Annotated in this window: 15 protein-coding genes; all 15 read right to left on the bottom strand. The window is 37.8% G+C overall.

Annotated features, from left to right (window positions below; translation table 11 throughout):
* Positions 1–58 precede the first annotated feature (58 nt).
* Positions 59–1,384, bottom strand: coding sequence for an inositol-3-phosphate synthase (locus WH188_RS19785; protein WP_168126352.1), 1,326 nt, complete (start codon positions 1,382–1,384; stop codon positions 59–61).
* A 221-nt stretch (positions 1,385–1,605) separates the two neighbouring features.
* Positions 1,606–3,024: an efflux transporter outer membrane subunit gene (locus WH188_RS19780; RefSeq protein WP_168126351.1), complete on the bottom strand. Its 1,419-nt coding sequence runs from the start codon at positions 3,022–3,024 to the stop codon at positions 1,606–1,608.
* Positions 3,025–3,056: 32 nt separating this feature from the next.
* Complete coding sequence (locus WH188_RS19775) at positions 3,057–6,221, bottom strand: efflux RND transporter permease subunit (protein ID WP_168126350.1); 3,165 nt, start codon at positions 6,219–6,221, stop codon at positions 3,057–3,059.
* A gap of 22 nt (positions 6,222–6,243) precedes the next feature.
* A complete protein-coding gene (locus tag WH188_RS19770) occupies positions 6,244–7,401 on the bottom strand; it encodes an efflux RND transporter periplasmic adaptor subunit (protein ID WP_168126349.1) in 1,158 nt (385 codons plus the stop codon).
* Positions 7,402–7,593: 192 nt separating this feature from the next.
* Positions 7,594–8,493, bottom strand: a complete 900-nt coding sequence (locus tag WH188_RS19765; RefSeq protein WP_168126348.1) for a helix-turn-helix domain-containing protein — start codon at positions 8,491–8,493, stop codon at positions 7,594–7,596.
* 199 nt (positions 8,494–8,692) lie between these two features.
* Complete coding sequence (locus WH188_RS19760) at positions 8,693–9,463, bottom strand: hypothetical protein (protein ID WP_168126347.1); 771 nt, start codon at positions 9,461–9,463, stop codon at positions 8,693–8,695.
* Between the two features lie 169 nt (positions 9,464–9,632).
* Positions 9,633–10,094: a hypothetical protein gene (locus tag WH188_RS19755; protein WP_168126346.1), complete on the bottom strand. Its 462-nt coding sequence runs from the start codon at positions 10,092–10,094 to the stop codon at positions 9,633–9,635.
* Positions 10,095–10,224: 130 nt separating this feature from the next.
* Complete coding sequence (locus tag WH188_RS19750; protein WP_339424579.1) at positions 10,225–12,477, bottom strand: glycoside hydrolase family 95 protein; 2,253 nt, start codon at positions 12,475–12,477, stop codon at positions 10,225–10,227.
* Between the two features lie 11 nt (positions 12,478–12,488).
* Positions 12,489–14,084, bottom strand: coding sequence for a solute:sodium symporter family transporter (locus WH188_RS19745; protein WP_339424578.1), 1,596 nt, complete (start codon positions 14,082–14,084; stop codon positions 12,489–12,491).
* Positions 14,085–14,106: 22 nt separating this feature from the next.
* Positions 14,107–15,147 carry a GntR family transcriptional regulator gene (locus tag WH188_RS19740; protein WP_132840368.1) on the bottom strand — a complete coding sequence of 347 codons (1,041 nt, stop codon included), beginning with the start codon at positions 15,145–15,147 and terminating at the stop codon, positions 14,107–14,109.
* Positions 15,148–15,167: 20 nt separating this feature from the next.
* A complete protein-coding gene (locus tag WH188_RS19735) occupies positions 15,168–17,189 on the bottom strand; it encodes an alpha-galactosidase (protein ID WP_339424577.1) in 2,022 nt (673 codons plus the stop codon).
* 15 nt (positions 17,190–17,204) lie between these two features.
* On the bottom strand, positions 17,205–18,380 hold the full coding sequence (locus WH188_RS19730; RefSeq protein ID WP_168126342.1) for a DUF4998 domain-containing protein: 1,176 nt from the start codon (positions 18,378–18,380) through the stop codon (positions 17,205–17,207).
* A gap of 20 nt (positions 18,381–18,400) precedes the next feature.
* Complete coding sequence (locus tag WH188_RS19725; RefSeq protein WP_132767644.1) at positions 18,401–19,588, bottom strand: DUF5000 domain-containing lipoprotein; 1,188 nt, start codon at positions 19,586–19,588, stop codon at positions 18,401–18,403.
* A 24-nt stretch (positions 19,589–19,612) separates the two neighbouring features.
* Entirely contained in the window at positions 19,613–21,511 is a 1,899-nt protein-coding gene (locus tag WH188_RS19720; protein ID WP_339424576.1) for a RagB/SusD family nutrient uptake outer membrane protein, read from the bottom strand.
* Positions 21,512–21,525: 14 nt separating this feature from the next.
* Positions 21,526–24,717: a SusC/RagA family TonB-linked outer membrane protein gene (locus WH188_RS19715; RefSeq protein WP_339424575.1), complete on the bottom strand. Its 3,192-nt coding sequence runs from the start codon at positions 24,715–24,717 to the stop codon at positions 21,526–21,528.
* Positions 24,718–25,066 lie beyond the last annotated feature (349 nt).

Raw genomic sequence — 25,066 nt, 5'->3', positions numbered from 1 at the left:
GATAAAACCCTTAAAGTATTTAAAAATACTTTAAGGGTGTTGTAAATTGTATAATGCGTTACATGCTATCCACTAGCTCTTGATAGTAATCCAGACCTAAGTGTGTAATCAGATCTTCCCCCATCATATGGCGCAACGTGTTTTGCAACTTGATGAGCTGTTTAAAAATATCGTGTTCTGGAGGTAATCCAGGAGCAGTCTGTGGAGATTTTAAATAGAACGATAACCACTCTTGGATACCGAACATACCTGCACGCTGTGCCAGATCTATAAATAACGCTAGATCTAATGCGACAGGCGCGGCCAGAATAGAATCACGGCATAAAAAGTTAATTTTTATCTGCATTTTGTATCCCATCCAGCCAAAAATGTCAATATTATCCCAGCTTTCTTTATTATCGCCATGTGGCGGGTAATAGTTGATACGTACTTTATGATATAGATTACCGTACAACTCTGGGTTTTTCTTAGCATCCAAAATCTCTTCAAGCACACTTAGCTTGGAAACTTCTTTTGTTTTGAAATTTTCCGGATCGTCTAATACAAGTCCATCTCTATTTCCTAAAATATTGGTTGAGAACCAGCCTTCAACTCCTAATGCGCGAGCCTGTAAACCGGGAGCAACAATTGTTTTCATCAAAGTCTGACCTGTTTTAAAATCTTTTCCCGCTATTGCTACTTGCATCAACTGTGCTAACTCCACAATGGCAGGAACGTCACAACTTAAATTTGGTGCGCCATTAACATAAGGTGCGCCCTGCTTTAAAGCTGCATATGCATAAATCATACTAGGTGGAATACGCAGATCATTTTGATCCAAAGCATCTTCAAAATTTTTCAGACTATCAAAAATAGCATTTCCTTCAATATATTTTTCAGTTGAGCCACACCAAAGTACTACGATACGGTCACAGTTATTTTCTTTTTTAAAGTTCTGGATATCAGCTTGTACAGCATCGGCCAAAGCTCTTCGTGTAAGTCCCTCTTTAATATGCTTTCCATCGAGATTCTTAACAAAATTACGATCAAAAACAGCCTTCATAGGTTTAATTTGCTCCAACTCCGCCCGTACTTGCTCCAATTGATAAGGTTCTAAAACACGTGCTTTTGAAGCTGCTTCAAAGACATTATCGGCATATACATCCCATCCTCCAAACACAATATCTTCTAATTTTGCCAAGGGTACGAAGTCCTTAATCAAAGGATTTCTATCTTCTGTACGTTTTCCTAAACGAATGCGGCTCAATTGTGATACTGAACCTATGGGTTTTGAATACCCCTTATTGATACCTGCGACACCTGCGATCAATGTGGTGGCTACTGCACCCAAACCCGGAATTAATATTCCCAGCTTACCTTTTGCTTCATTCACTTGTTGTTTCATTTTGTTGTATTTAAGTGATATTTAAAATTAATGGATTAGAATTCTCGTTATTATTGATTTTCTGGTCTTAAGCTACCAGAGTACATCGTTAAACACTTATTACTTGATTTTGTTGTGTTTAAATAAAATTTAATTATCTTTTCACGGTTAAAAATGTCCTAAGCGCTAGGGCTCAGGACACTCGTTAAACAGATATAATAGACTTACCACGTACTATTCTTTTAATGTCTACCCCCTCCTAAGGCACGGTATAAATTGACTTCGGTGTAGAGCCTTTGACTCTTAATAGCTGCATTATCGAGTTCGGCCTGCAACTTACTCTGCTGCGCTGCTATCACCTCTAAATACGTTGCCATATCATTCTTAAAGAGAATATCTGCATTTTTAATCATCTCCTGATTGCGGGCAACCAGGCCGCGTGATATTTCTTCCTGCTCTTTTAAAGATGCCATACTGGCTAGAATATTGGATACTTCTCCTACTGCCTGTAATACACTTTCTTTAAACTGGATTTCCGCTTGTGCACTTGCTATTTTGGCTTGATTGAAAGCTGTCTTTAGCTGTCGACCTTGTACTATTGGTTGCGTCAGTGAACCCGTTAAGGCTCCAAATAACGAACCTGGGATATTGAACCAATCACTTGCTTTAAAAGCATTTAATCCTCCTTGTGCTGTAATATTTAAACTCGGGTACATGCTTACTTTAGAAACATGCACCTGTGCGAATGACTTTTGGACTTCCAGTTCTGCAGTTCTTACATCCGGACGTAAAGCCAGCATCATAGCAGGAACACCTGTTGCGAGATGATCTTTTGCCTTTAAAGTGACTAAAGAAGTTTTTCTTTCTATATGACCCGGCATGCGACCTGCCAATGCCTGCAAAGCATTTTCCTGAATGATAATCTGCTCGTCCAATACCGGAATAGATTTTAACACAAGATCTCGGTTACCTTCTTGTTGCTGCACTGCTAAAAGTGTCGTGAGTCCCAGAGCATGCTGTACCCGCGTCATCTGTAAAATATTGTCGATTAAACTCAAATTTTTCAAGCTGATATCTTTTTGCAAATCAAGCATCAGCAGGTTATAATATCCCTGTGCGATGGTGCTAACCAAGCGTGTTTGAATTGCCTTACTGGCTTCCTGAGTCTGTAAATAACTGGACAGCGCCATCTCTTTACGTCCCTTGATCTTACCCCAGATATCTGCCTCCCAAGAAATATTTACTGCAGTTGTGTAATCCTCCATGTATTTTTTTCCCATAAATTGACCAGCCATCATACCATTCATACTATTATCAGATGGTCTGGTTACCGTTCCCGTTCCTGCTGACAATCCAATCTGTGGTAAATAACCCCATTTTGCCTGTTTCATAGATTCGGTTGCTATATCAATCTGTTTAATAGCCACCTGTAGATTATTGTTGTTCATAAGCGCGGTATCGATAAGATCTAATAAAATCTGATCACTAAAGAACTCTTTATATGACAGTGATGCAATGGAACTGCTATCACTTTCAATCACTCGATTATCCTGCGTAAATGTTGCAGGTACTGCTACTGGGTTAGGAACATATTTCACAGACTTACAGGCAGCCGTTACCATTAAGGTGAGACACAGGCAAGTCATATTTATTTTATTCATATTTATGTTAATGCTTAACATTTGATTTACTTTTAATGTGAAACTTCTGTTTCTTCATACTCCCAATCGCTTTCTTCCGCAGGCTTTCCACTCATACGTTCCTGCAGGTATTGAAAAACGACGAACAAGACCGGTGTTAAAAACACCCCGAACACAGTTCCTGCAAGCATACCAAATACTGCGGCATAACCGATGGAATGGTTCCCGATCGCCGAAGGCCCTACTGCAAATAACAACGGCATCAAACCAGCTATAAACGCGAGTGAAGTCATCAAAATCGGTCTAAGTCTTGCCTTTGCACCTTCAACAGCGGCGGCTACGATACTCTTTCCTGCGCGTCTGCGCTGAATAGCAAACTCAATAATCAAAATAGAATTTTTGGCCAGTAGTCCGATCAACATAACCAAAGCAACCTGTACATAGATGTTGTTGGATAGACCTGCAAAACCAATTCCTACGAATACGCCCAACAGACCACAGGGGATGCTGATCAAAACTGCCCAAGGCAGAATATAGCTCTCATATTGCGCTGATAACAAGAAGTATATAAAAACAATACATAATCCAAAAATAGCAGCAGTCTGGCCACTGGATGATTTTTCTTCACGGCTCATTCCTTTCCAATCATGCGCAAAACCATTGGGTAAAAAAGTAGCACTAACTTCATCTATAGCTTGCATGGCCTGACCAGTACTATATCCAGGTTTTGGCATCGCGGTAATGTTAATGGCATTAAATAAATTAAAATGCTCTACTGTTTCTGGACCAGATACAGGCTTTAATTGTACCAAACTGTTAATCGGTACCATCTGTCCCAATTGATTTTTAAGCATAATTCCATCCAAAGAAGAAGGATCTGATCTAAACTCAGGAGATGCCTGGATGACAACACGGTAATACTTTCCAAAACGATTAAAATCGGATGCTTGCATACTTCCGTAATATCCTTGCATCAAGGTCATTAAATCGGAGACATTCACGTGAAGCTGTTTGGCCTTCATTTCGTCAACAACCATTTCATATTGTGGATAGGATGCATTAAATGTGGTAAAGGCAAATGCGATCTCAGGTCGTTGCATCAATGCGCCCATATATCCATTGGCCGTTTCACTAAATTTACTTAAACTGCCCGCGGTTTTATCTTGTAGAACAACTTCTAATCCTGAAGTATTACCAAACCCCGATACAGTCGGCATACCCAATACAAAGAAGTTTGCACTTTGATTTCCTTGTAACTGTCCTTGAAGAGCAACTAAAATTTGATTGATATCTTTAACTTCTCCCCTTTCTTTGAGTGGTTTCAAACGGATCATCAATACCCCTGCAGAAGATGAAGTACTAAAACTCATCATATTTAAACCCGAAATACTGATCACCGATTCTACAGAAGGATGCTTCTGAATTTCTAATTCTGCATCGGTTATGGCTTTAGTTGTCCGATCCAAAGATGCACCTGGTGGCGTATTGACCATGGCCATTAAAAAACTCTGATCCTCATCGGGTATAAAACCTGTCGGTGTGGTACGGAACATCCATACAAACAATACCAATAGCACTGCCAGTCCTGAGAATGCCAAAGTTTTACGTTTTATTAAGAAAAGGACAGATTTACCGTAACGAAATGTCAGTTTATTAAAAGCTGCATTAAATCCTGCGAAAAAACGTTCTTTAAAATTTGTTTTCTTCTCCTCATGATGCCCATCGTGCGATTTTAATAATAACGCACATAATGCAGGACTTAAGGTTAGTGCATTAACTGCTGAGATCAGAATCGCCATTGCCAAAGTCAAAGCAAACTGCTGATAAAACACACCTGTAGGGCCTTCCATAAAAGCAACGGGTATAAATACTGCCGACATCACAAGCGTAATCGATATGATAGCGCCTGTGATCTCACTCATTGCAGACATTGTCGCCGCTTTTGCATTTAACTTTTTCTTCTCCATTTTAGCATGTACTGCTTCTACGACAACGATGGCATCATCGACAACGATCCCGATCGCTAGTACGAGTGCAAAAAGGGTCAATAGATTGATCGAGAATCCAAACAGCTGCATAAAGAAAAATGTACCAACAATAGAAACCGGAACTGCAATCGCTGGAATTAATGTCGATCTAAAATCCTGTAAAAAGATAAATACAACAATAAAAACGAGTACAAAAGCTTCTAGCAAGGTGGTGATAACTTGAGCAACAGACTGATCTAAAGATTCCTTAGAAGAGTACGGCGTAGTGTATTTAATACCTGCGGGAAATGACTTTGAAAGCTCCTTTAAACGTTCCTGCATCTCTATCTCTACTGCATTGGCATTTGAACCAGCTGTTTGATAAAGGGCAATCATAATCGCCGGTTTCTTATTATACGCTGTGGCAACCGTATTGGTGTACGACCCAAACTCAACTTTAGCCACATCCTGCAGACGCAACACGGAACCATCAGCATTTGCGCGTATGATAATATTTTCGTAATCGGCTGCTTCAGCCAGCTTTCCTTTATATCGGATTACATATTCTACAGCTTCCTTGGTACTCTCTCCAAATCTTCCTGGAGCAGCTTCAATATTCTGAGTCTGGATCGCAGCAGACACTTCTTGCGGCGTGATATCATAGGAAGCCATCTGAGCAGGATTGAGCCAAACGCGCATCGAGTAATCTTTGTTACCGAATACCTGTGCATCACCGACTCCTGTAATACGCTTTAGCTCTGGAACAATATTAATCTTAGCATAATTCTCTATAAAAAGTTCGTCTGATTTATTATCATCGGAGTATAGCGTAACCATGGCCACCATACTATTCTGTCTTTTTAGTGTGCTTACACCGATCTGATTAACCTCTGCAGGTAACATACTGGTTGCTTGCGATACTCGGTTCTGTACGTTTACTGCAGCCTGATCCGGATCTGTTCCTAATTTAAAAACAACAGTAATCATCAAACTACCGTCATTACTGGATGTAGAAGTAAGAAAGTCCATATTTTCTACACCATTGATGGCATTTTCTAATGGCGGTGCTACTGCCTTAGCAATTACTTCGGCAGAGGCACCTGGGTAAGTCGCCATTACGGTAACACTTGGTGGGGCGATTTCAGGAAATTTGGTAATGGGTAAACCGAGCATAGCCACGACTCCCAGAATAACCAGCAATATGGATATAACTGTAGCCAATACTGGCCTTTTAATTATTTTTTTTAACATAATGACTAAGGATAAATGGTTGTTAAGATTTATTCACGCTATCTTTTACTGTGGTTGCGGATTTCACCTTAACAGGCATACCATTCTGAAGGAAACTAAGTCCATTTGTAATTATCTGATCACCTGCTGTAACACCTGATTTGACGAAGTATTGAGATTCTTGTTTACCGCTTACTTCAATTGGCGTCTGTACCGCCTTTCCTTCTTTACTGATCGTAAATACATAAATTTTATCTTGAATGGCTGTCGTTGCTGTTATCGGAACTACAACAACCTGCTCAATATGTTGATCTAATGCTATTTTCCCTGTGTTACCTGTTCGTAATTGTCCTTGCGGGTTTTCAAATTTTGCCCGAAGACTGATCGAACCTGTATTCTTGTCGAATTGACCTTCAATAGCATCAATTTTCCCTAAATGTGGAAAGTCCTGTCCATTAGCTGTTTTTAAAGTTACAGGAGCGGCTTGCTTCAACTTTTCAGCAACAGAGTTTCCCGGTAATGCTGCCTGAAAATTAACAAAATCGTTTTCACTCATTGAGAAATATGCAAATACGGCATGCGTATCTGATAAGAGCGTTAAGGGCTCGACTGCAGCAGGATTAATGAGACTTCCTAATCGATAAGGAATACGACCTATAGTGCCACTGACCGGAGCTTTGATTGTACAGAATTCAAGGTTAATTTTCGCTGTTTCAAAAACGGCATTTGCCTGCGCTAAAGCCGCTTGCGCACCTTCGTACGTTGCCTGTGCTTGGTCAACCTGTAGATTAGATACGAGTTTATTACTTACTAATTCTTTTTTCCTATCTAAATCTATTTTAACATTGGACAGATTCGCTTTAGCTGCTAAAATAGATGCTTGCGCATTTTTATACTGCTCTTTGTAGGTACGATCATCCACTTGAAATAAAGTCTGCCCAGCCCTGACAAATGCACCTTCATCAACAAAGATCTTAGCCAGATAACCGGAAACTTGTGGACGGATTTCAACATTTACAACTCCTTCAATGCTGCTTGCATAAGTTTTTGTTAATATTCCATTTTCTTCTTGAAGTGTCATCACTGGAACTTCTAAGGCTGCGGGTGCCCCCCCTTCCTGGTTTGGTTTTTGACCACAACTTGTTAGGAATCCTAGGCTTAAGCCAAGCAATGTTGATTGAACAACTAATTTCCGATTCATTTAAAATATATTATGTTCTCGCTATATTTAAAGATTCGAAAAGAAGGGTTAGTCACTAAAATATTGGACTTCAGACCCCATCTTTTCTCCTCATGTACAATTAATACAAATATATATCTGACTAAATCGGTTAAAAAGTCTAAAGGGAGCTTTAACTTGTCAAAAAGACACTAAATTAAGTTCGGGATAAATTTAAGTTAATAATTCTTTACGATACAGAATCGGGGATTGACCTGTATTCTTTTTAAAAAATTTGCTAAAAGTTGGTAAATCACTAAAATTCAATTGTTGCATGATATCTGAGATTGAGTAAAAATTAGACCGTAATTTAGCTGTCACTTCAGCCATCAACGTTTGTTCAATAATCTGCAGCGGGCTTAACCCTGTAACTTCTTTTATAACCCTGCTGAGGTATTTTCGACTCACAAATAAGCAATCGGCATAATGCTGGACTGAACGGTGAACATGAAATTGATCTACCACCAGCGTAATGAAATCCAAACATAATTTCTCTTTTCGGCCACTGAGTACGACCTGACCGATAACATGATCCATAAGTTCGGATTCTATTTCGTAGTTGAGTAGTGCAAAAGTACTTTTAATAATTTCCGCCTGATGTTTAGTTGGTGTAGGACTCAGATTAACTTCTCTTAAATGTTCTAGATAAACTACAAATCGCTTAACTACAGGTTCACGTAAGGAAAATACCTTTAAATAATTGTCAAACAAAAAATCTAAGGACGATCTGCCTTGAAAAAACATGCCTATTTTTTTAGCAAAATCTAAAGAAAACATGAAACTAATCATTTCAAGATCATCACTCCTTTCCAAAAACTCAATAATTGTAGTCGGTGAATGTAAGAATGCCATATTTTCCTGGATTTTCTGTTCAGAAAAACCAATCCGCATACCGAGCGTTCCTTTTAGGATAATACTCATTCCAAAGCTGTCAGTTCGCATAGGCTCATAAGAGCGAATGTCAGTCATATTACTTTTCTGTAAATGACAGATAGTAAATCCCTCATACTGTTGTTTGTTCATCTGCTCGGCAACAAACTCCTTTAAAGTAAAAAATGTAATTCGACGATCCATAATCTTAAACGCTAACAAATAGCATGTCTAAGTTAAAATTTAAAATAATCTTTGTTTTACTCTTTTTGTTTTTTGACAATTTTCTGTCAAAAGTCAAACATACATATTGGTTAGTTGTTATACTACAACGATGAGCATAAAAAAACAGCAATCTTTCATGCAAGGTTGCTGTAATTGTTTGTATTTTAAACTGAAATAATTATCCGCCGTATACAGCTACACCTTTATCCTGTAACACATATCCCTTCCATGCCATGAGGATGTAATTTCCAGAAACCCAGTTTCCTTCACCTTTTTTTTCCAATACTATACCATTATTAGAATTGGGCAAAAAAACTTCAGCTTTAGAATTGTCCGAACTAAAGTACACATAGGCTTGTTTACCTTCCGTTCTTGCCCCATCCTTCAAAGGATTTAAGATTGTTTTTAAAGTGGCTAATGTAATGCACCTTTGTTCCAATTCTGAGTATGATTTTCCATCTTCAAACAGGCAACCTTGTTTTTTTTCAACACAATCTCCTTTTATCAAGGGCATGGTTGAAGTAAAATTCAAGTGCTTTATATCTTTGAAAGCCGTACCTTCAGCATTCATATCACCATATCCTTCAATCAATGTGTCTTTACTTACTTTAAATGCAACCTGCCTAACAGAAGTTACTCCTTCTGACTGGAAAGTATAATCTGCGAGCAGCACATTATCCTTCAGCTGCCCTACGAAAGTTCCAGTATTCTTATCTTTCTCGGCGAAAGCGTACGTAAGGTTTCCTTTAAGAGTTGGTCCTATATCAGTAAATTCCAACGAAATATGATTATTGCCGTCATTGTAAGTATAACATGCCGGTTCTGAGAAAGTAACTGTTTTGCCTGTCATTTCTTCAAAAGCAGCATTACGGTTTTCAGTTTTTGAATCCCTATTTCTACAACTTATCATTGTCAACATAACAAACGATAATGTGATTATTTTTTTCATATTTTCTAGCGTTAAATGGTCATCAATTTTTTTAAAATAATGATACTTCCTAAAAATCACAATTCATAAAAATAGCTACTATTTACTCTGAAAAGCAGTTAGAAACTAATCATTTTAAATTTAAAATAGCATTAATGGATATATACATGCGATCGGTGCTACCTCACTATTATTTAATAACGGTCAAATAAACCTGTTGCTTTCCTGCTCCTAGTTTTACATTTGGGAACTGTTTGTCATAGTCAATCATAATATCTCCTTTTTCTACTTTTCCGTTACCATCCGAATCCCATTTAACAGTAACATAATATTTGACTGCTTCATGTGCGGCTACCGCAGGCTTTATATGCGATTTATGATCTTTTGGTAAAACAAAATCAATTGTGAAAGGAACACCAGACTGTTGAATATTTTTCTCTTCCAACAGTGTTGCTGGTACATCAGCTATATTCTCTGCAACAGCATATAATTGTACTTTACCTTCTGGATTTTTTATATCTAACGGTGCTGAACCAATAAATTCTACCGTTAGTGAATCACCCGTTTTAGTTTTTTCACTCCCCTTGCTACCAGACGTACAACTTGCTAAAATGGACAATGGCAAAACTGCCAAAAAAAATATGCTTTTCATATATCACTTTATTTAAGCACTGCTACTTTCAAATTAATGCTTAAAAGTAGCTGTGTATTCTTTTTTTAAAGCTCTACACCCAAATATTATACCAAATACCTGATATAAGCATAAGGAATATTCTATATTATCAATTTTTAACAGCTTTAGTGAGCTTTAAACTCTGATTTGGTTTCAATTGTATCTGATATATAAACTTACCGTTAACTTCCTTCATCAATTTTGCGTCTTTAAGTACAGTTGCACTCAAAAGTTGAATAGTCTGATGCTCTAAAGATCTTAAAACAACAGATTCAACCTTCTTATTTTTCCATATCAATTCGTGAATCAAAATGTTTCCTCTAGCTTTCAATCCTTTAATTTTACCATCTTTCCAATTATCTGGCAATGCTGGCAATAACTCGATCATATTATTCTGTGATTGTACGATCATTTCACTAACAGCGGCAACATAACCTAAGTTACCATCAATCTGAAATGGTGGATGTGCGCAAAGCAGATTCGCGTATACCCCACCGCCATTATCATAATCGATCCCTTCACCTCCTACGAGATTAATAAAATTTTTCAAGATCTGGTAAGCATGATTACCATCTTGTAACCTAGCCCAAAATGCTACTTTCCAAGCCATAGACCATCCTGTAGATTCATCTCCTCGCGCATTTAGTGTTACTTTTGCCGCATTAGCTAATTCTGGGGTTTCCCATTTAGATATTTGTCGTCCTGGATATAGGCCAAACAAATGGGAAACATGTCTATGCTTATCATTAGGATCATCACGGTCGGTTTCCCACTCTTGCAACTGCCCCCATTTTCCAATTTTTGGTTTTAATAATGCATTGCGAAGTGTTTCGATATGCTTGCCATATGTTTTATCAATTTGTAAAATTTGACAGGCCTCAATATAATTCGTAAAAAGGTCGAAAATGATCTGATGATCGTAACTCACAGCATCTTCGGTAGGTCCGTGTTCAGGTGACCAGCCCATGGGTGCCACTACAGTTCCATCATCACGACGAACAAGTCTATCATCCCAAAATTGACATATTTCCTTTAATATTGGATAAGCAAAATCTCTTAAATACGCTTTGTCAAGATTAAATGCATAGTGTTCCCAAAGTGCCTGCGCATACCATGCACTGCCTGGTGTATTCCAGGAGAAGCTTTCTCCTCCAAAAATATTATTTTCAGTACGAACCGTCCAACCGCGAACTCCTGGAAATTCTTTTTGTGTATTTTCCTTCTTTACTTCGCGCATACTATTGATGTAATCCAGATATGGCCATGCAGATTCGCTTAGATTTGCAACCTCAGCAGGCCAATAGTTCATTTGCACATTGATATTGGAATGGTAATCTGATCGCCATGGAGGGGTATTACTATTATTCCATAATCCCTGTAAATTGGCGGGTAGTCCGCCCTTACGAGAAGAGCTTATAAGCAGGTAGCGCCCATACTGATAGATAAGGGATTCTAGCGCCGGTGATGGCTTTTGCTTATAGTGCTGCAGCAGTTTTTTTGTCGTTAGCTCCTGCGATAAATCTTCAGTCCCCAATTGTAACTGTACTCGAGCAAAAAGTGATTGATAATCTTTTAAGTGTCTGGTAAGTAATTGATCAAAATGATATTTAGCAGCCTCTTGAATATATCTCTTGTTCGCTTCTAATGGCTTTTCATTCGCTTTCCAATTCGTAGACCGCGTATTGGCATAATCTGTCGCCGCACTCAAAAGTATAACGATTTTATCTGCCGATTGAACCTGGATAAATATTTCGCCATCCTCTCCTTTTGTCTCCAAAACCTCTCCCCCTTCCGTTTTCACGTGGAGGCGTGCAGCATATTCCATACCATTGGACAGTACACCACTGAACACCAAATCGCCGGCTATCGATTTTGTTAGTTTGCCGTGACTATCTTTAAGTCTGATGGTTGCATTTAGTGATTTTTTATTTTCATTTGTGTATTCCATTACCATCACCTGGTCCGGATTACTAGCGAAGTATCTGCGGCTTCTTTTTTGATTATCTTGATTGTATGTGATATGGTGCAAGGCCTGATCTAAATCTAATTTTCGGCTATAGTTTGAGAAAGGTTTTGCTCCAACCTGTCCAAATTCAACAAACACCTCCCCAAAAGCCTGATATTCTCCGGTTTCCTGTTCGTTACCGGTCCATAGACTGTTCTCATTAAATTGAATATGTTCCTTATTCACTCCTCCGAATATCATGGCACCAATACGACCATTTCCGATCGGATAAGCTTCAGTCATCCAATCCTTAGCAGGTTGATCATCCCATAGAAAATACTGCTGGCCATAAACAGTCGTTTTTACAAAAAATATCAATACTACAATGAATATATATGCTCTTTGTGATTTTAACATAAAAAATAGATTTATTGGGCTAGGCCCAAGGGTGAAAAAACAATGTAAATCGCTATCATCACTAAAATTAGGATGGTACCGACCAAATGCCTTCCTTTCCAATAGGAAGTACGATCCAATCCTGAAAATTCAAATTGAAAAGTGGATTTATAATGAGGTTGTGTTACCTTACTGCCTATCCAGATAATAATCGCTATAATGACAAATAATAAGGCAAATAAATGCAGATAATGCAGGTCTAGTTTCCAAATAAACACAAGGGTAAAATAGCTGATCATGTATAAAAACAGTCCCAGTTGAGCCATCGCTGGGGTTACCCTTTGGGATAAAATACCCATCATCATGATCGTAAAAATAGGCATATTAAAAAGTCCTGAAACCGTCTGCAAATACGTATAGAAACCATCATGTGCAAAAAGGATAAAAGGTGCAATAAACATGGCTGACAAAGAAATGATGAGTTCAAAATATTTGCCTTTTTTTACGAGCTGGCTTTCCGACACGATGATATTACGTTGCTTCAGATAAGGTTTATAGATATTAAATATAAATAAACTACCGCAACTTTGTAATCCCGCAGTGTATGTAGTCATAGCGGCACCAAAAACAAGTGCGAGTGAAAAACCAACAAGAATATCAGGGAAAATATGAACAATCAGATTAGGAAATACAGATGCCGAGGGCTCAACTTTTGGCAAAAGATGTATGGCCAGAAGTCCTGGAAGATTAATAAGCAAGGGCATCAATAATTTGCCCCCTGCGGCCAGTGTCATTCCTTTCTGTGCTTCCTTTAAATTTTTTGCACTTAAGGTTTGTTGGGCGATGTATGGCTCCATACCCCAGTAGTAGAAATTGATCAATAACATGCCGGTAAAGAGCGTCGAAAAAGGTACCGCATCGTGTTTATCTCCCACGGCATTCAAGTGCTCTGTTTTATTCAGAAATACTTGCTGAACTCCTTCCCATATGTTTCCACTGCCCAGATACCAAAATGCATATACTGGAATTATCAGAGCAAGTAAAAATAGTCCCAAACCTAAACTGACATCAGATAAAGAAATTAATTTCAATCCACCTAATATGCTATACAGGCTACCAATAATTCCTAAAGCCCAGACAAGTACCCAGATACTATGCCAATAACTAATCTGAAAATAGGCAGGTACATCAAACATGATTGCCAAACTTAACGCCCCTCCATACAAAACTGGAGGTAATAAATTAACGATGTAGCCAACAAGGATAAGTACGGAAACGATTAACTTGGTCTTCGCATTAAATCTCAGCGATAGAAAATCGGGTATGGTTCGAAAACCATGTTTGAAATAAATCGGTAACAGAAACTCCGAAACGACTAACATGGCGACCACCGAACTCACTCCCCATCCTATAACAGATAAGTTGTTAATGTAAACAGATTCGTTTTCACCAATAAATTGATTTGCACTTAGGTTGGTCAACAGAAGTGCAGATCCAACCATCCAGAAGCTATTACTTTTACCGGCTAGAAAAAAACCGCTTAATGTAGTCGTATAATACGATTTATACTTTAACAGAGACCATAATGCTACTAAAACCGTAAAAAAGCAAAAACTTGCAACTATCATATCAATTTGTCTACCTTATCTGTTAAAGTGATTTTCGATCTACCAGCTCAGTCGGTACAATCATTTTTACAGGGACCCGCTGTGAAACAAATTTTGCAGCTTCTTGACCTATCGTATGAAAACTGGTGGAAAATGTTGTAATCCCCCCGCTTATGATTTCTTTGATGACATCATCATTATGAGAAAGAATCCCCAGGTCCTTTCCTAATCTCCATTTTTTTTGCAAAATATCTTTCAGCATCAGGTACAGTTCTGGATTGTGAATCGTAAAATAAAGCGTATCCTTTTCTAAATTACCGGGCTTATATTGTTTTTCAATATGCCCCTTTATTTGATACTTATCCAAAAATTTCAGAAATGCATTTTTGATTTCATTGGGTTCTGCTGTGTTTTCTCTAAAATAAAAGATAATTTCTCTATACTTTTTTATTTTAGGATACAGCTGTTCAAAGACTTTATAAGTAGAGTTCTCAAATTCTTGAGCTATGTACGAATACTCGTCGCCTAAATCCAATAAACGATCAATAATTAAAAGCTTTGAAGGAGATATGGATCTTAATAGCTGGACCGAAGCTTTATTTTCAATAGGAGCTACAATGTAAACCGTATATTTTCCCTGGATACGATTAAAAATATCTTCAAAAGTCTCCATATTATTATGGTGGAAAAATAAATCGACGGATACTTCTTCTGGAAGATTTGAACGCAATTCCGATACTAACGTATCTTGAAATGTATCATAAGCATACAACACGACAGCCACTTTTTGTTTCATCTGGGTGTTATTACTTACGACAAAATATCCTTTTCTATTTTTAGACTCAACAACTCCATGCGCTATAAGATCCCGGTATGCCTTTGAAAAAGTTTCTCTGGCATATCCGAGGTAATGTATCATATTATTGACTGATGGAAGACTGGAATGCACTTCTAGCTCATTTGCATCGATCGCATCCAGCACTCCTTGAACAATACACTCATGTTTAGAAAGTGTATTTAATGATTCTAACCGTTTTATCCGCGCGATTAAAGTTGCACTATTTTCTTCTTTGGATATTTTCATATATAAATACTAAATAGGAGTTAAAGGGTGATTCTAAAAAGTTTACCGCCTCCTTCATTAAATGCAATTGGCAAATCAGATTTTATGTTCTGCTTTGTTTTGGTAAATAATTCTTCTGCTACATACTGTTGCGCAGGATTCAAACCTAAAGGTGTGAAATCCACAGCAACATGTTGCTTTTCATTGCTAAAATTAAAAATAGCAACATAAAGATACTTACCCGATTTCTTAAAATAGCATTGGTTTGCAGATTTTCCCTCCACAAATCCAGCTGGTCTAAAACTTTTACCATCTGCTATGACCTTTAATATTTCTGAATCTTGGAGATAAACATTCATGTTTTTTTGCCAATTTTCTTTCTTCGACAAATCATCGCCAAGGATAATCGTACCTGCAACAATACCGGAAAGTAATCTTGCCTTGTTTACATTTTCCGGTTCGTCATGAAAGACCAGGTGATCAGCATCAATAAAATCATACAGATACGTTTGCCACCAACCGTAGCTCACACTATTCAAGGTATATTCAGTCTGGTCGAGCGTTTTCCATGCATCGCATGCTATGCGTCTCATATGAGCAAATTGATTGGTTGCTAATGATGGAGAGATCGCCGCATAAATAAGCATTTTGCCTTTCAAGACATCTACCAGATGTTTCATTCCAACAGCATAGGCTTGCATTCCCGTAGACGTATTTTTATCATAAAACCCTGTCGACTCAATAGCAGCATGTGACAAGAAGTCTATTTTAATCATCTTGAACCCGCACGCAACCAGTTTACCCAATATGACATTCATACGTGCCAATGTACCCGGATGCGTAGGATCCAAAGCACGTCCACCATCCAAATTGTGATAGCCACTTTTCGTTTTGGTCCACATATCACCAAATTTATAAGAACTTCCCTCCGCTGTTCGGTTAGGTCCACTGCCATGTCCCCAATCGGTAAAAGGAGCCCAGTATACACCTGGTTTAAGACCCAAAGAGTCACAATAATGTACAAATTTTTCAAGTTGACTATAATCTCCCGACATACCTCCTGGTGTCATATTGTCCCAAAAAGAATCTAAATCAATAAAAGCATCACCGTCTGCATTGCGAAAATGAGGAATATCTTTTTCAAAATATTGTGCTGTAGCGGTAGCATTCTGAAAATTAATTTTTTCCTGAATCACGCCCCAACTGTTCCAACCAACAGGCGTAGCAGCTGTCCACTGCTGTACATAAGGTGTTTGTAGTTGGCGATGGATCTTTGCATAGTCCTCCATTCCAACACGCCAATCTTTTACATAAGAAATCAAATACTTCGGCGAAATAATACGATTGCCTTTTATAAACCCGTGTCCCATAGAATCTCGGGTAATATTAACATCCGTAAATCCTGTTTTTATTGCAAGAAAATCATAATTATTTTGATTTCCTCCAATGGATATACCCGATTTCCAGACAGACTGGTCTAAGGAACCGATAACCAATCCATGATTACTATTCTTATCATAAACAACACCCACTTCAGCGCTTACTTTATTTGTTTTTGAAAGGGACTCATTTTCATAAGAAATAAAAGTATCATTATCAAAAGGTACAGCAACTTGATATAATGCTTTACCAAGTCCACTTATATTCGCCTGCATATATAAAGGAGACATATCATTACTTGCTATCTTTTTTCCGTTAATTTCCAATTGAACTAAAATAATCGGTTTCTGGTCGTATAGAAAAAAATGTTGCTTCATCTCTATACCGGCTTTAGTTTTTGAAGATACTGTATACTGTTTCCCTTTTCCTAAAGCATCAGCAACAACTTGTTCACTTATTTTTGAAACTCCGTTCAGATTTTCAGAACTGACACGCGTGCCATCTGAAAGAACTGCATAAGAAACAGCATCTTTTATAATCAAATTATTATTTTGGGACACACTATATTTCCCTGTTCCTCGGTCGTATTTAAATACCAGTTCATTTTTTTTTACTTCAAATATTTGAGCCTGTACCTGAAGAGAAGTGGCGAGTATTAAAAATATTCCTAAAATTTTTTTCATAATTTATATCATCTATTATTGTAATGTGATTTGAAAAGCATCAATTTTCATATAATGATCAGGTTGAAAATTAAGCAGCATTCCCATATTAACCGTTACTTTCTCTTTAATATCAAAATAAATTCCATCAGATTTCACTTCTGTATACAATAGTGCATCATTAATCTGTTCCCAATCGGGGATAGTTTTATTCGATTTACTGATTACCAGATATGCAGGAGGTTGATCATAATTTGTTGCTGACAAAGTACAGAAAAATCTGTATTTTCCAGGAAGAAGTGTAACCTGTTGTTCAATTTTACCATTTACAATAGCAGGAGCTCCCCATCCAGCTTCCACATTGACCACTCCCCCATCATCAGAAGCAAAACCACCAAAACCATTGTGATTTTTCATACTTGAATTTGTTATCCAATCATTCAGCGTACCCCATCGGTTTCCATCATAAGCAACAGATGTAAAAGGTTTCTTAAAGTTTTTTAAATACCAGGCCGTAATATCTCCCTTGGGTATTAACTTCGTCGGCTGTACCACGAAAGTATCGATCGCATTACTATCCGGTCTAAAAATAGTCTGATAAGACAGTTCACTATAAAGTGCGTAATGAGAAAGAAGTATTTGTGCATTCTGGGATTTTGTTTTCACTAAAGTATCGATCATCTTTCCATCATCTTTTTTGTACTTGATACGCATAGCGTCAGCTCCCATAGTAGTGGCAACATCCTGTGTTACCAATTGCAACTGCTGACCTGCAACAAAATTTTGTTGCACTACAGAACGCTGAAATAATCCTTCACGATATCGCTCGCCATAGATTGATCCTACCAGATTTGTAGGTATTGATAATCTTCCTTGAGGATCTAATGTTCTGACTTCAAAATTCATCGGTCCTTCAGGCAGGTTTTCGATCAAGCAACGAACGGTATCATTTGCGTTCTTCAGCTGAACCGGAAATCGCATGGAGTCTTGTTTACTGTTCCAATAGACACGGATTTCGGAGATTCCTGTACTTACCCGAAAAACACCCTCAATCTGTACCCTATATTTACCTGATCGGACTTTAATGGAATCTAATTTCGCAGGATAAATTTGCTCTTGGCCATTTGTGTACTTGGTAAAATCATCCATTTTAGAACAGGATGCCAACATCCAAGCACCAAATAAGGATAGTACGAATATATATAGTTTCATATTCTTTATTTTTTTAATTATCAATAAACACCCCAGACCTGTACTTGAGCGATCTGCATAAAATAACTGCCTCTCCAATTGCGAAGATTTCTAATCCTTAAATATTTATATTTAGGTGCGTCTTCTGGAAGGTCAAATGACCAGCCCGCTATACCATAGACTTCGTCTGCATTGGTATTTGTGCCTGATGGTGTTCCAGAAGGTTTTCGAACTGTGCAAGTTGCCAATTTGGTCCATGACTCCCAAGAACCATCTAAATTTGGATTATTACTTGCCCAAACTTCAAAATCACGCAGATTCCCCTTATCATAGAATCCGTTCTCTCTCCTCGGGAACACGACAATCCGACTCATCTTTGCTTCTTTTCCGACCGAGAAAGTTAAAGACTGCGGAGTACCGGCACTTTCTACTGTATAAAGAGAAGGCCACCTTGAAGGATTCATATTACCATCCCACATACTTTCAACTGTACCATATAAAACTTGAGCATCACCCGGCAAACGCAATGAACTGAACTGCTGACGATCAAAAAGATTTTCTTCCAGCGGTTTCAATGTTTTATAGAGCGTATCTGATGTATTGAGCCATCGGTCACGAATGTAAAATGCGAATTTCATTTCCTTCGATTTTAATCCACGTATGTTGTAAAGTATTACTGAATCTTGACTATAATAATTATCCAAAGGAAGGAACTCCCCATTATTTAGAGAATCCACCATAGGAACAATAACAATATTTCCTTTTTCCTTATTGATAGATGTGATGCGAACACCACCAAATGTTTCGACAACCTTTAACTGACCGTATACGAGATCAAAAATTGGCGTTTTTGGTTCAACGGTAACGTCAACGGGGTCAGATGCAATTTCAGCTTTACTGACAGCATATAGTTTAACAACATGCTTCTGTGTATCGGGAAATCCATCAATAAGAATTTCATTTTTGTACTGCGATGATTTAACGACGCGGTTTTCGCCATTGGCCATTTGATAAGTTGCCTTGACATAAAGCAAATTATCGCTTTCTGGTAAAGAATAACGAATCGTGGCATTACCAAAACCGTTGGTCACGGATACGTTTGTGATAACACCCGGTTTAGCTTGATCATCTTCCAGCAGGTTCCAACCTTTTTCCTCTTTACAGCCACTTACAGCAAATAGTAAGGCTATCAAGAGCACTATATTTTTGACATATATTAAATTTTTCATAATTTCTTCAGATTTAAGATCATACTACCATCCTGGATTTTGTACTAAATTGGGATTAACAAGCAGGTTATTTTCGCGGATTGGCCAGAAATAATCACGCGGTGCCACAAAACGCTGCTGAAAGAAAGTGAGTTCTTTATAGAACAATTCGGGATGGTCCTTATCTTGGTTTCGATCCCAGCCGGTTATATTCTTATTCAGTTCCTGCGCCGCGAGCTTCCATCTTTTTAAATCCCAATATCTTGAGCCTTCAAAGCTCATCTCTATATTTCGTTCGCGTTGGATGATCAGTCGCAAACCGTCTTTTGTATTTGGTTTATTACTATTAAATGAATATTGACTCCAAGATTCTTTAACACCTTTCAATCCCGCTCTAGCTCGAATTTTATCCAAATACAAAAAAACATCTTCAGCAGGACCCTGACTTTCATTCAAAGCCTCTGCATACATCAAATAAAGGTCTGCCAGTCTTAATATTGGCCAAGGGTATTCCTCTATATGGGAGCTGTTGCCATCCTTAAAAGCAAATTTCCAGTTAACAAGTTTCTTTGGGTAGTATGTCGTGATGGGGATGGAAATCCCACTTCCAAATAACCCTAAGCGTAGTTGAGTTGTCCATGTATTTTCGTCACTACGGCTCGGACTGTTTTCCATAAACCATACGCCTCCATCAAATCCAACATTTGCATAAAAGCGATTTTCACGGTCAAAGTGCAGACGTGCCGTCTGGTAATTTTCAATATTATTGAAACGTTCAATATGGTTACCTCTCCGAAGCTGATTTTTATTAGAAAAATCTAAGGTTTTATCCTCTTCTATAGGCACACCATTACTCGTATAAAACTGTTCAATTATTTTTATTGTAGGTGCTAAAGTACCATGAACACTATTATTTCCAGAATTATTAGGATCAATATGTGCCATTGAAGAATACTGCATCTGCCAAGCACGAGAAGTTGGATTAGCCCAAATGGTTTCTTTATTCCATTTTTCAGTCACAGCATTTCTGATGCTCATCTGCGTTATTGTGGTATCTGACAAAGGGAACACCGTTCCTGGAAATTTATACAAACCAATTCCTAAACTCTCACAGGCTACAATTGCTTCTTTTGCAGCCTGTGCTGCCTTTTGCCATTTCTCGATTTGAAAACTCTGATTAAAAAATAGACTGCCATCGACATTTCTAAAATTGGCAAAATCTTTATTACCGTTAAATAAAGGGCTAGCCGCATACAAAAGTACCTTGGCTTTTATTCCCATAGCAATAGGTTTGGTAATACGACCTAAATCAGTAACAGGCGATTGTACGGTATTGGGAAGCTTGACTATAGCATCATCCAATACTTTAACAATATAATCAACAACTTCATCGATCGATTGACGTTTGACTTTAGCAGCTTCTATAGACGTGTTTACATCTAAGTTGACATCCATAATCGGAAATGGGCCATAATGGCGCATCAACATAAAATGATAATAAGCTTTTAGGAACAAGACCTCTCCCTCCCAGGTCGTTCTTTCATCTTGGGTTAAGTCCCGTACCTTTTCCGGATTGCGTATGTTTTCCAAAAAAATATTACAGTCACGAATCCCATTAAACATTGCGCCATCCCAATAATTGACATAGGGGTTCGTGACATTCTGGTTACCTCTGGCAATATTCCAGTTCGTCCCATCAATACTGAGCGTCGGATAGTCTAACCAAAACTCATCTCCAGCCATATAAGCCGGGTTACGCGTCGGATCACCATCCTGAGGCAAATAAGAATAACAGGTTGCTAAATATTTAATGGCCTCGCTTCGCATCGTAAAAGCATTATCAATAGTTGCAACGTTGTCGGGTACAACATCTAAATAACTACAAGATTGAAGAAACAATACCCCTGACACAATCACTGATTTTAATATAGTTAACTTTTTCATGATACATTTCTTTTTTAAAATCCAATATTAATACCCACATTATAAACTGCTTGAACTGGGTATCCTAAGCCCTCACCACCCATTTCCGGATCCCACATTTTAAATTTGCTCCATACTGCGAGATTCATCGCATTGACATAAAAGCGAACATTTGACATCTTTAGTCTGGTCAGAAACTTATCCGATACATTATAACCCAGCTCAACAGATTTTAGGCGCAGAAAAGCACCATTGCGCATCCACCATGTTGAAAACTGATTGTTGTTATTATTAAAACCATCCGTCAACCGAGGCCAGAATGCACGAGTATCTTGATTGTCCTCGGACCAGTAACTGTTCGCCACTTCTTGTAAAAGTCCATTTTGATAAGGCCCATTTATAGCAAATGGTGTTATGTTACCCGGATCAATAAAAAATGAAGACCGTGCCGAACCCTGTAAAAATGCACTTACATCAAATCCTTTAAAACCAACTGAAAATCCCATACCATAGATGATTTCCGGGTCGGTAGGATAACCAATTGGCACTTTATCCAGATCTGTTATTTTACCATCGCCATTTACATCTCTGTATTTGATATCACCTCCCATTGTTCTAAAAGCACCACCAAAGTTTTGCAATGGCGAATTTTCGGCTTCCATATCGTCAACAAATAGTCTTTCTGCAATTAATCCATATCCCTGCTTTATCGGAAGTCCTAAATGTGTGAGGTAACTGAGATTATCAGAATAATTAGGCTCTTCATTGACCAATAATTTATTAGTGGCATACGTCATATTTCCCCTTAACTGTGTCCACCACGTGTTTTCAAAAGATTTATTGTAATCTAATGCTAGATCAAATCCCCTACTTTGCACTTTACCTAGGTTGGCATGGATATTTGCCTGAAAACCAGTAGTCGAAGGAATATTAGAGCGCACCATTAAAATATTAGTCCGTTTTGAATCATAATAATCAAACACGACACCTAAACCGTTTTTTAAGTTCAGATCAAATCCGGCATCAAATGTTGTTGCTTTTTCCCAGGTAATATCACGATTCTCGTAACGCGATATAGAATAGCCTGGTCTAGAATAATCCCAGTTGTTTCCCCATGAAAATCCCTTACCGCTATTGTTTGGATTGACCTGAGACAGGTAAAAGAACCGGTCATTTTCATCTCCGATCTGATCATTACCAACCAAACCATATGTGGCCCTAAATTTCAATCTCGAGACAGAAGAAGTCATAAAATCAAACATTTTTTCTTCATGCAGATTCCAACCTACACCAAATGATGGAAAAAATCCAAACCGATGATCTTTGGAAAAACGCTCCGATCCGTTATAACCGAAATTAAACTCGAAAAGGTATTTATTCTTAAAGGCGTATGTACCACGTCCCGATACACCAAGGTTTCGTGCGGGCAAAGAAGCTTGCAGATCTCCCCCATTTGCTGTTTGATAATTCCGAATAATACCTATTAACATTCCGGTTAGATCATGATCTTCACCTATCGTACGGTTATAGTTAAGAGCAAACTCTCCATAGGTAGTCGTATTCAATATTTTATTACCTTGATTATAATCTAAATATTCTGTCCCTTCATTTTCATTCAGCAGACTTAATATTGAATTATCAGTTCCCGGTATCTTGACTAAATTATAGTAAAACGGTTTGAAACTTCTCATAACGGAGAAATAAGAGTAGCGTTGCGTGTAAGCCATTAATCTCGCGGACAAACCTTTTGTCAGAAAGTCAAAGTTTTGCTTTAGTTCAAGTTGTACATTAACAGTTGAACTATTGTACTCCTGAAAACCATTTACCATATTAGCATATGGGTTATTATACAAGGTCTTAGTTGTTGGAATATAATTATTACCAAATAACGGATGTGTCGAATAAGGCAAATAAGACGACGGATAGATGGCTGGAAACATCACCGGATTAGACCAAATCGCTTCGCGAAAGACACGTTGACCGCCGTTGATCAAATTACCCCATTTATCATATCCACCTAATGGACCGGTATAATCATCAAATTGAGCAGATGTACGAATAATCCCTGTCGTTGTAGGCGTAATATTAAGCGTGATATTTGAACGTAGCGAGTAATTCTTTAAATTAATATTATTATCAAAACTATTCCCTTGTTCCGTTTTTAAAATCCCTTTATCACTATTTAAAGTACCTGCAACATAGTATTGCGCTAAATTTCCACCACCAGACACGTTAAAATTAAAACGTTGATTATTGGTATGATCTTTTATTAATTGATCTATCCAATTATTGTTCGGATATAAAAGTGGATCGTCACCATTTTCAGTATGGTCAATTTTATTTTGACTGTAAGGAAGTGTACCTCTAGGGTCGCGCGTTAAGACAGCCTCATTGGCCATCTTCATGTAAGTAATATTATCTGCAAATTTAAAATTACGCGTGTTGGTCGAGATCGAATTTTCAAATCGTGCATTAAACTTAGCCTTTCCTACAATACCACTTTTTGTATTAACAAGTACAACCCCATTTGCACCTCTAGCTCCATATAATGCTGAAGCTGCGGCATCTTTCAAAACTGAAAACCCGGCAATATCATCTGGCTGCAACCTTGCTAGGGCTGTTGTATTAGATTCCATTCCGTCAATCAGGATCAGTGGATCCTTTTTTCCTGCTCCAAATGATCCAACACCTCTGATGAAAAAAGATGCATTGTCATTACCGGGCTCACCACTTCGCTGGTAAGCGATCAAACCGGCAACACGCCCCGCCAACATAGAAGTCAAATTGGAAGTGGGACCTTTAATTTCTTTGGGATTGATCGAAGTGATCGAAGCAACCATACTGGTTTTCTTTTGCGTGCCATAGGCAACAACAGTCACTTCATCCAAACTAGAACTCGAAGATGCGAGATAAATGGTTAACCTAGTTTGATTTTCAACTTTAACGGATTTACTTTCAAATCCGACCGAAGTAAATTGCAAAACATCGCCAATATGCGCTTCTTTAATTAAAAATTGCCCTTGCGAATCTGTGGATACTAATGCTTTTTTTCCTTTTATTGCAATGGTAACATTTGAAATTGGCAATTGACTCACACTATCCAGTACGATACCTTTTAATTCAAATGATGGTGATTGACCCCATGCAAGGTTAGAAATGAGTAAGAAAAAAAAGACAATACCTAATCTGTGCCATTTACAGAATTGATGATACAAATAATCGTTCATAATTAGTTATTATTTTATAGTTGGTTTATGAGATGAAGTAGCACAGGAGTCTATACTATTCTATCCTACTACAATAGTATAAACAAATTTTCATATCTCCAAACATTTTTATTTCTTATTACTCTTCGAAAAGGATTTAATTGACTTAAAATGCGGCAGGTTTTGGTTGATATTTTTTATAGGGACATAAAAAACACAGGTATTGAGAAGTAAATAATATTATAAATAATTTACATCAAATCATAAATACGATCTATTATTTTGATAAGGGTTAATTTGAGTTACCCTTTATTTTTAAGTGAAATCATTGCTCAGAAATAGAATAGCAATAAGATTAGTGAGGTCAGTT

Origin of the sequence: Sphingobacterium sp. MYb388, assembly GCF_037479535.1 — a bacterium.
GTDB lineage: Bacteria > Bacteroidota > Bacteroidia > Sphingobacteriales > Sphingobacteriaceae > Sphingobacterium > Sphingobacterium anhuiense.
Note: the sequence above shows the minus strand (reverse complement) of the source record. Positions and strands in the feature narration are given on the sequence as shown.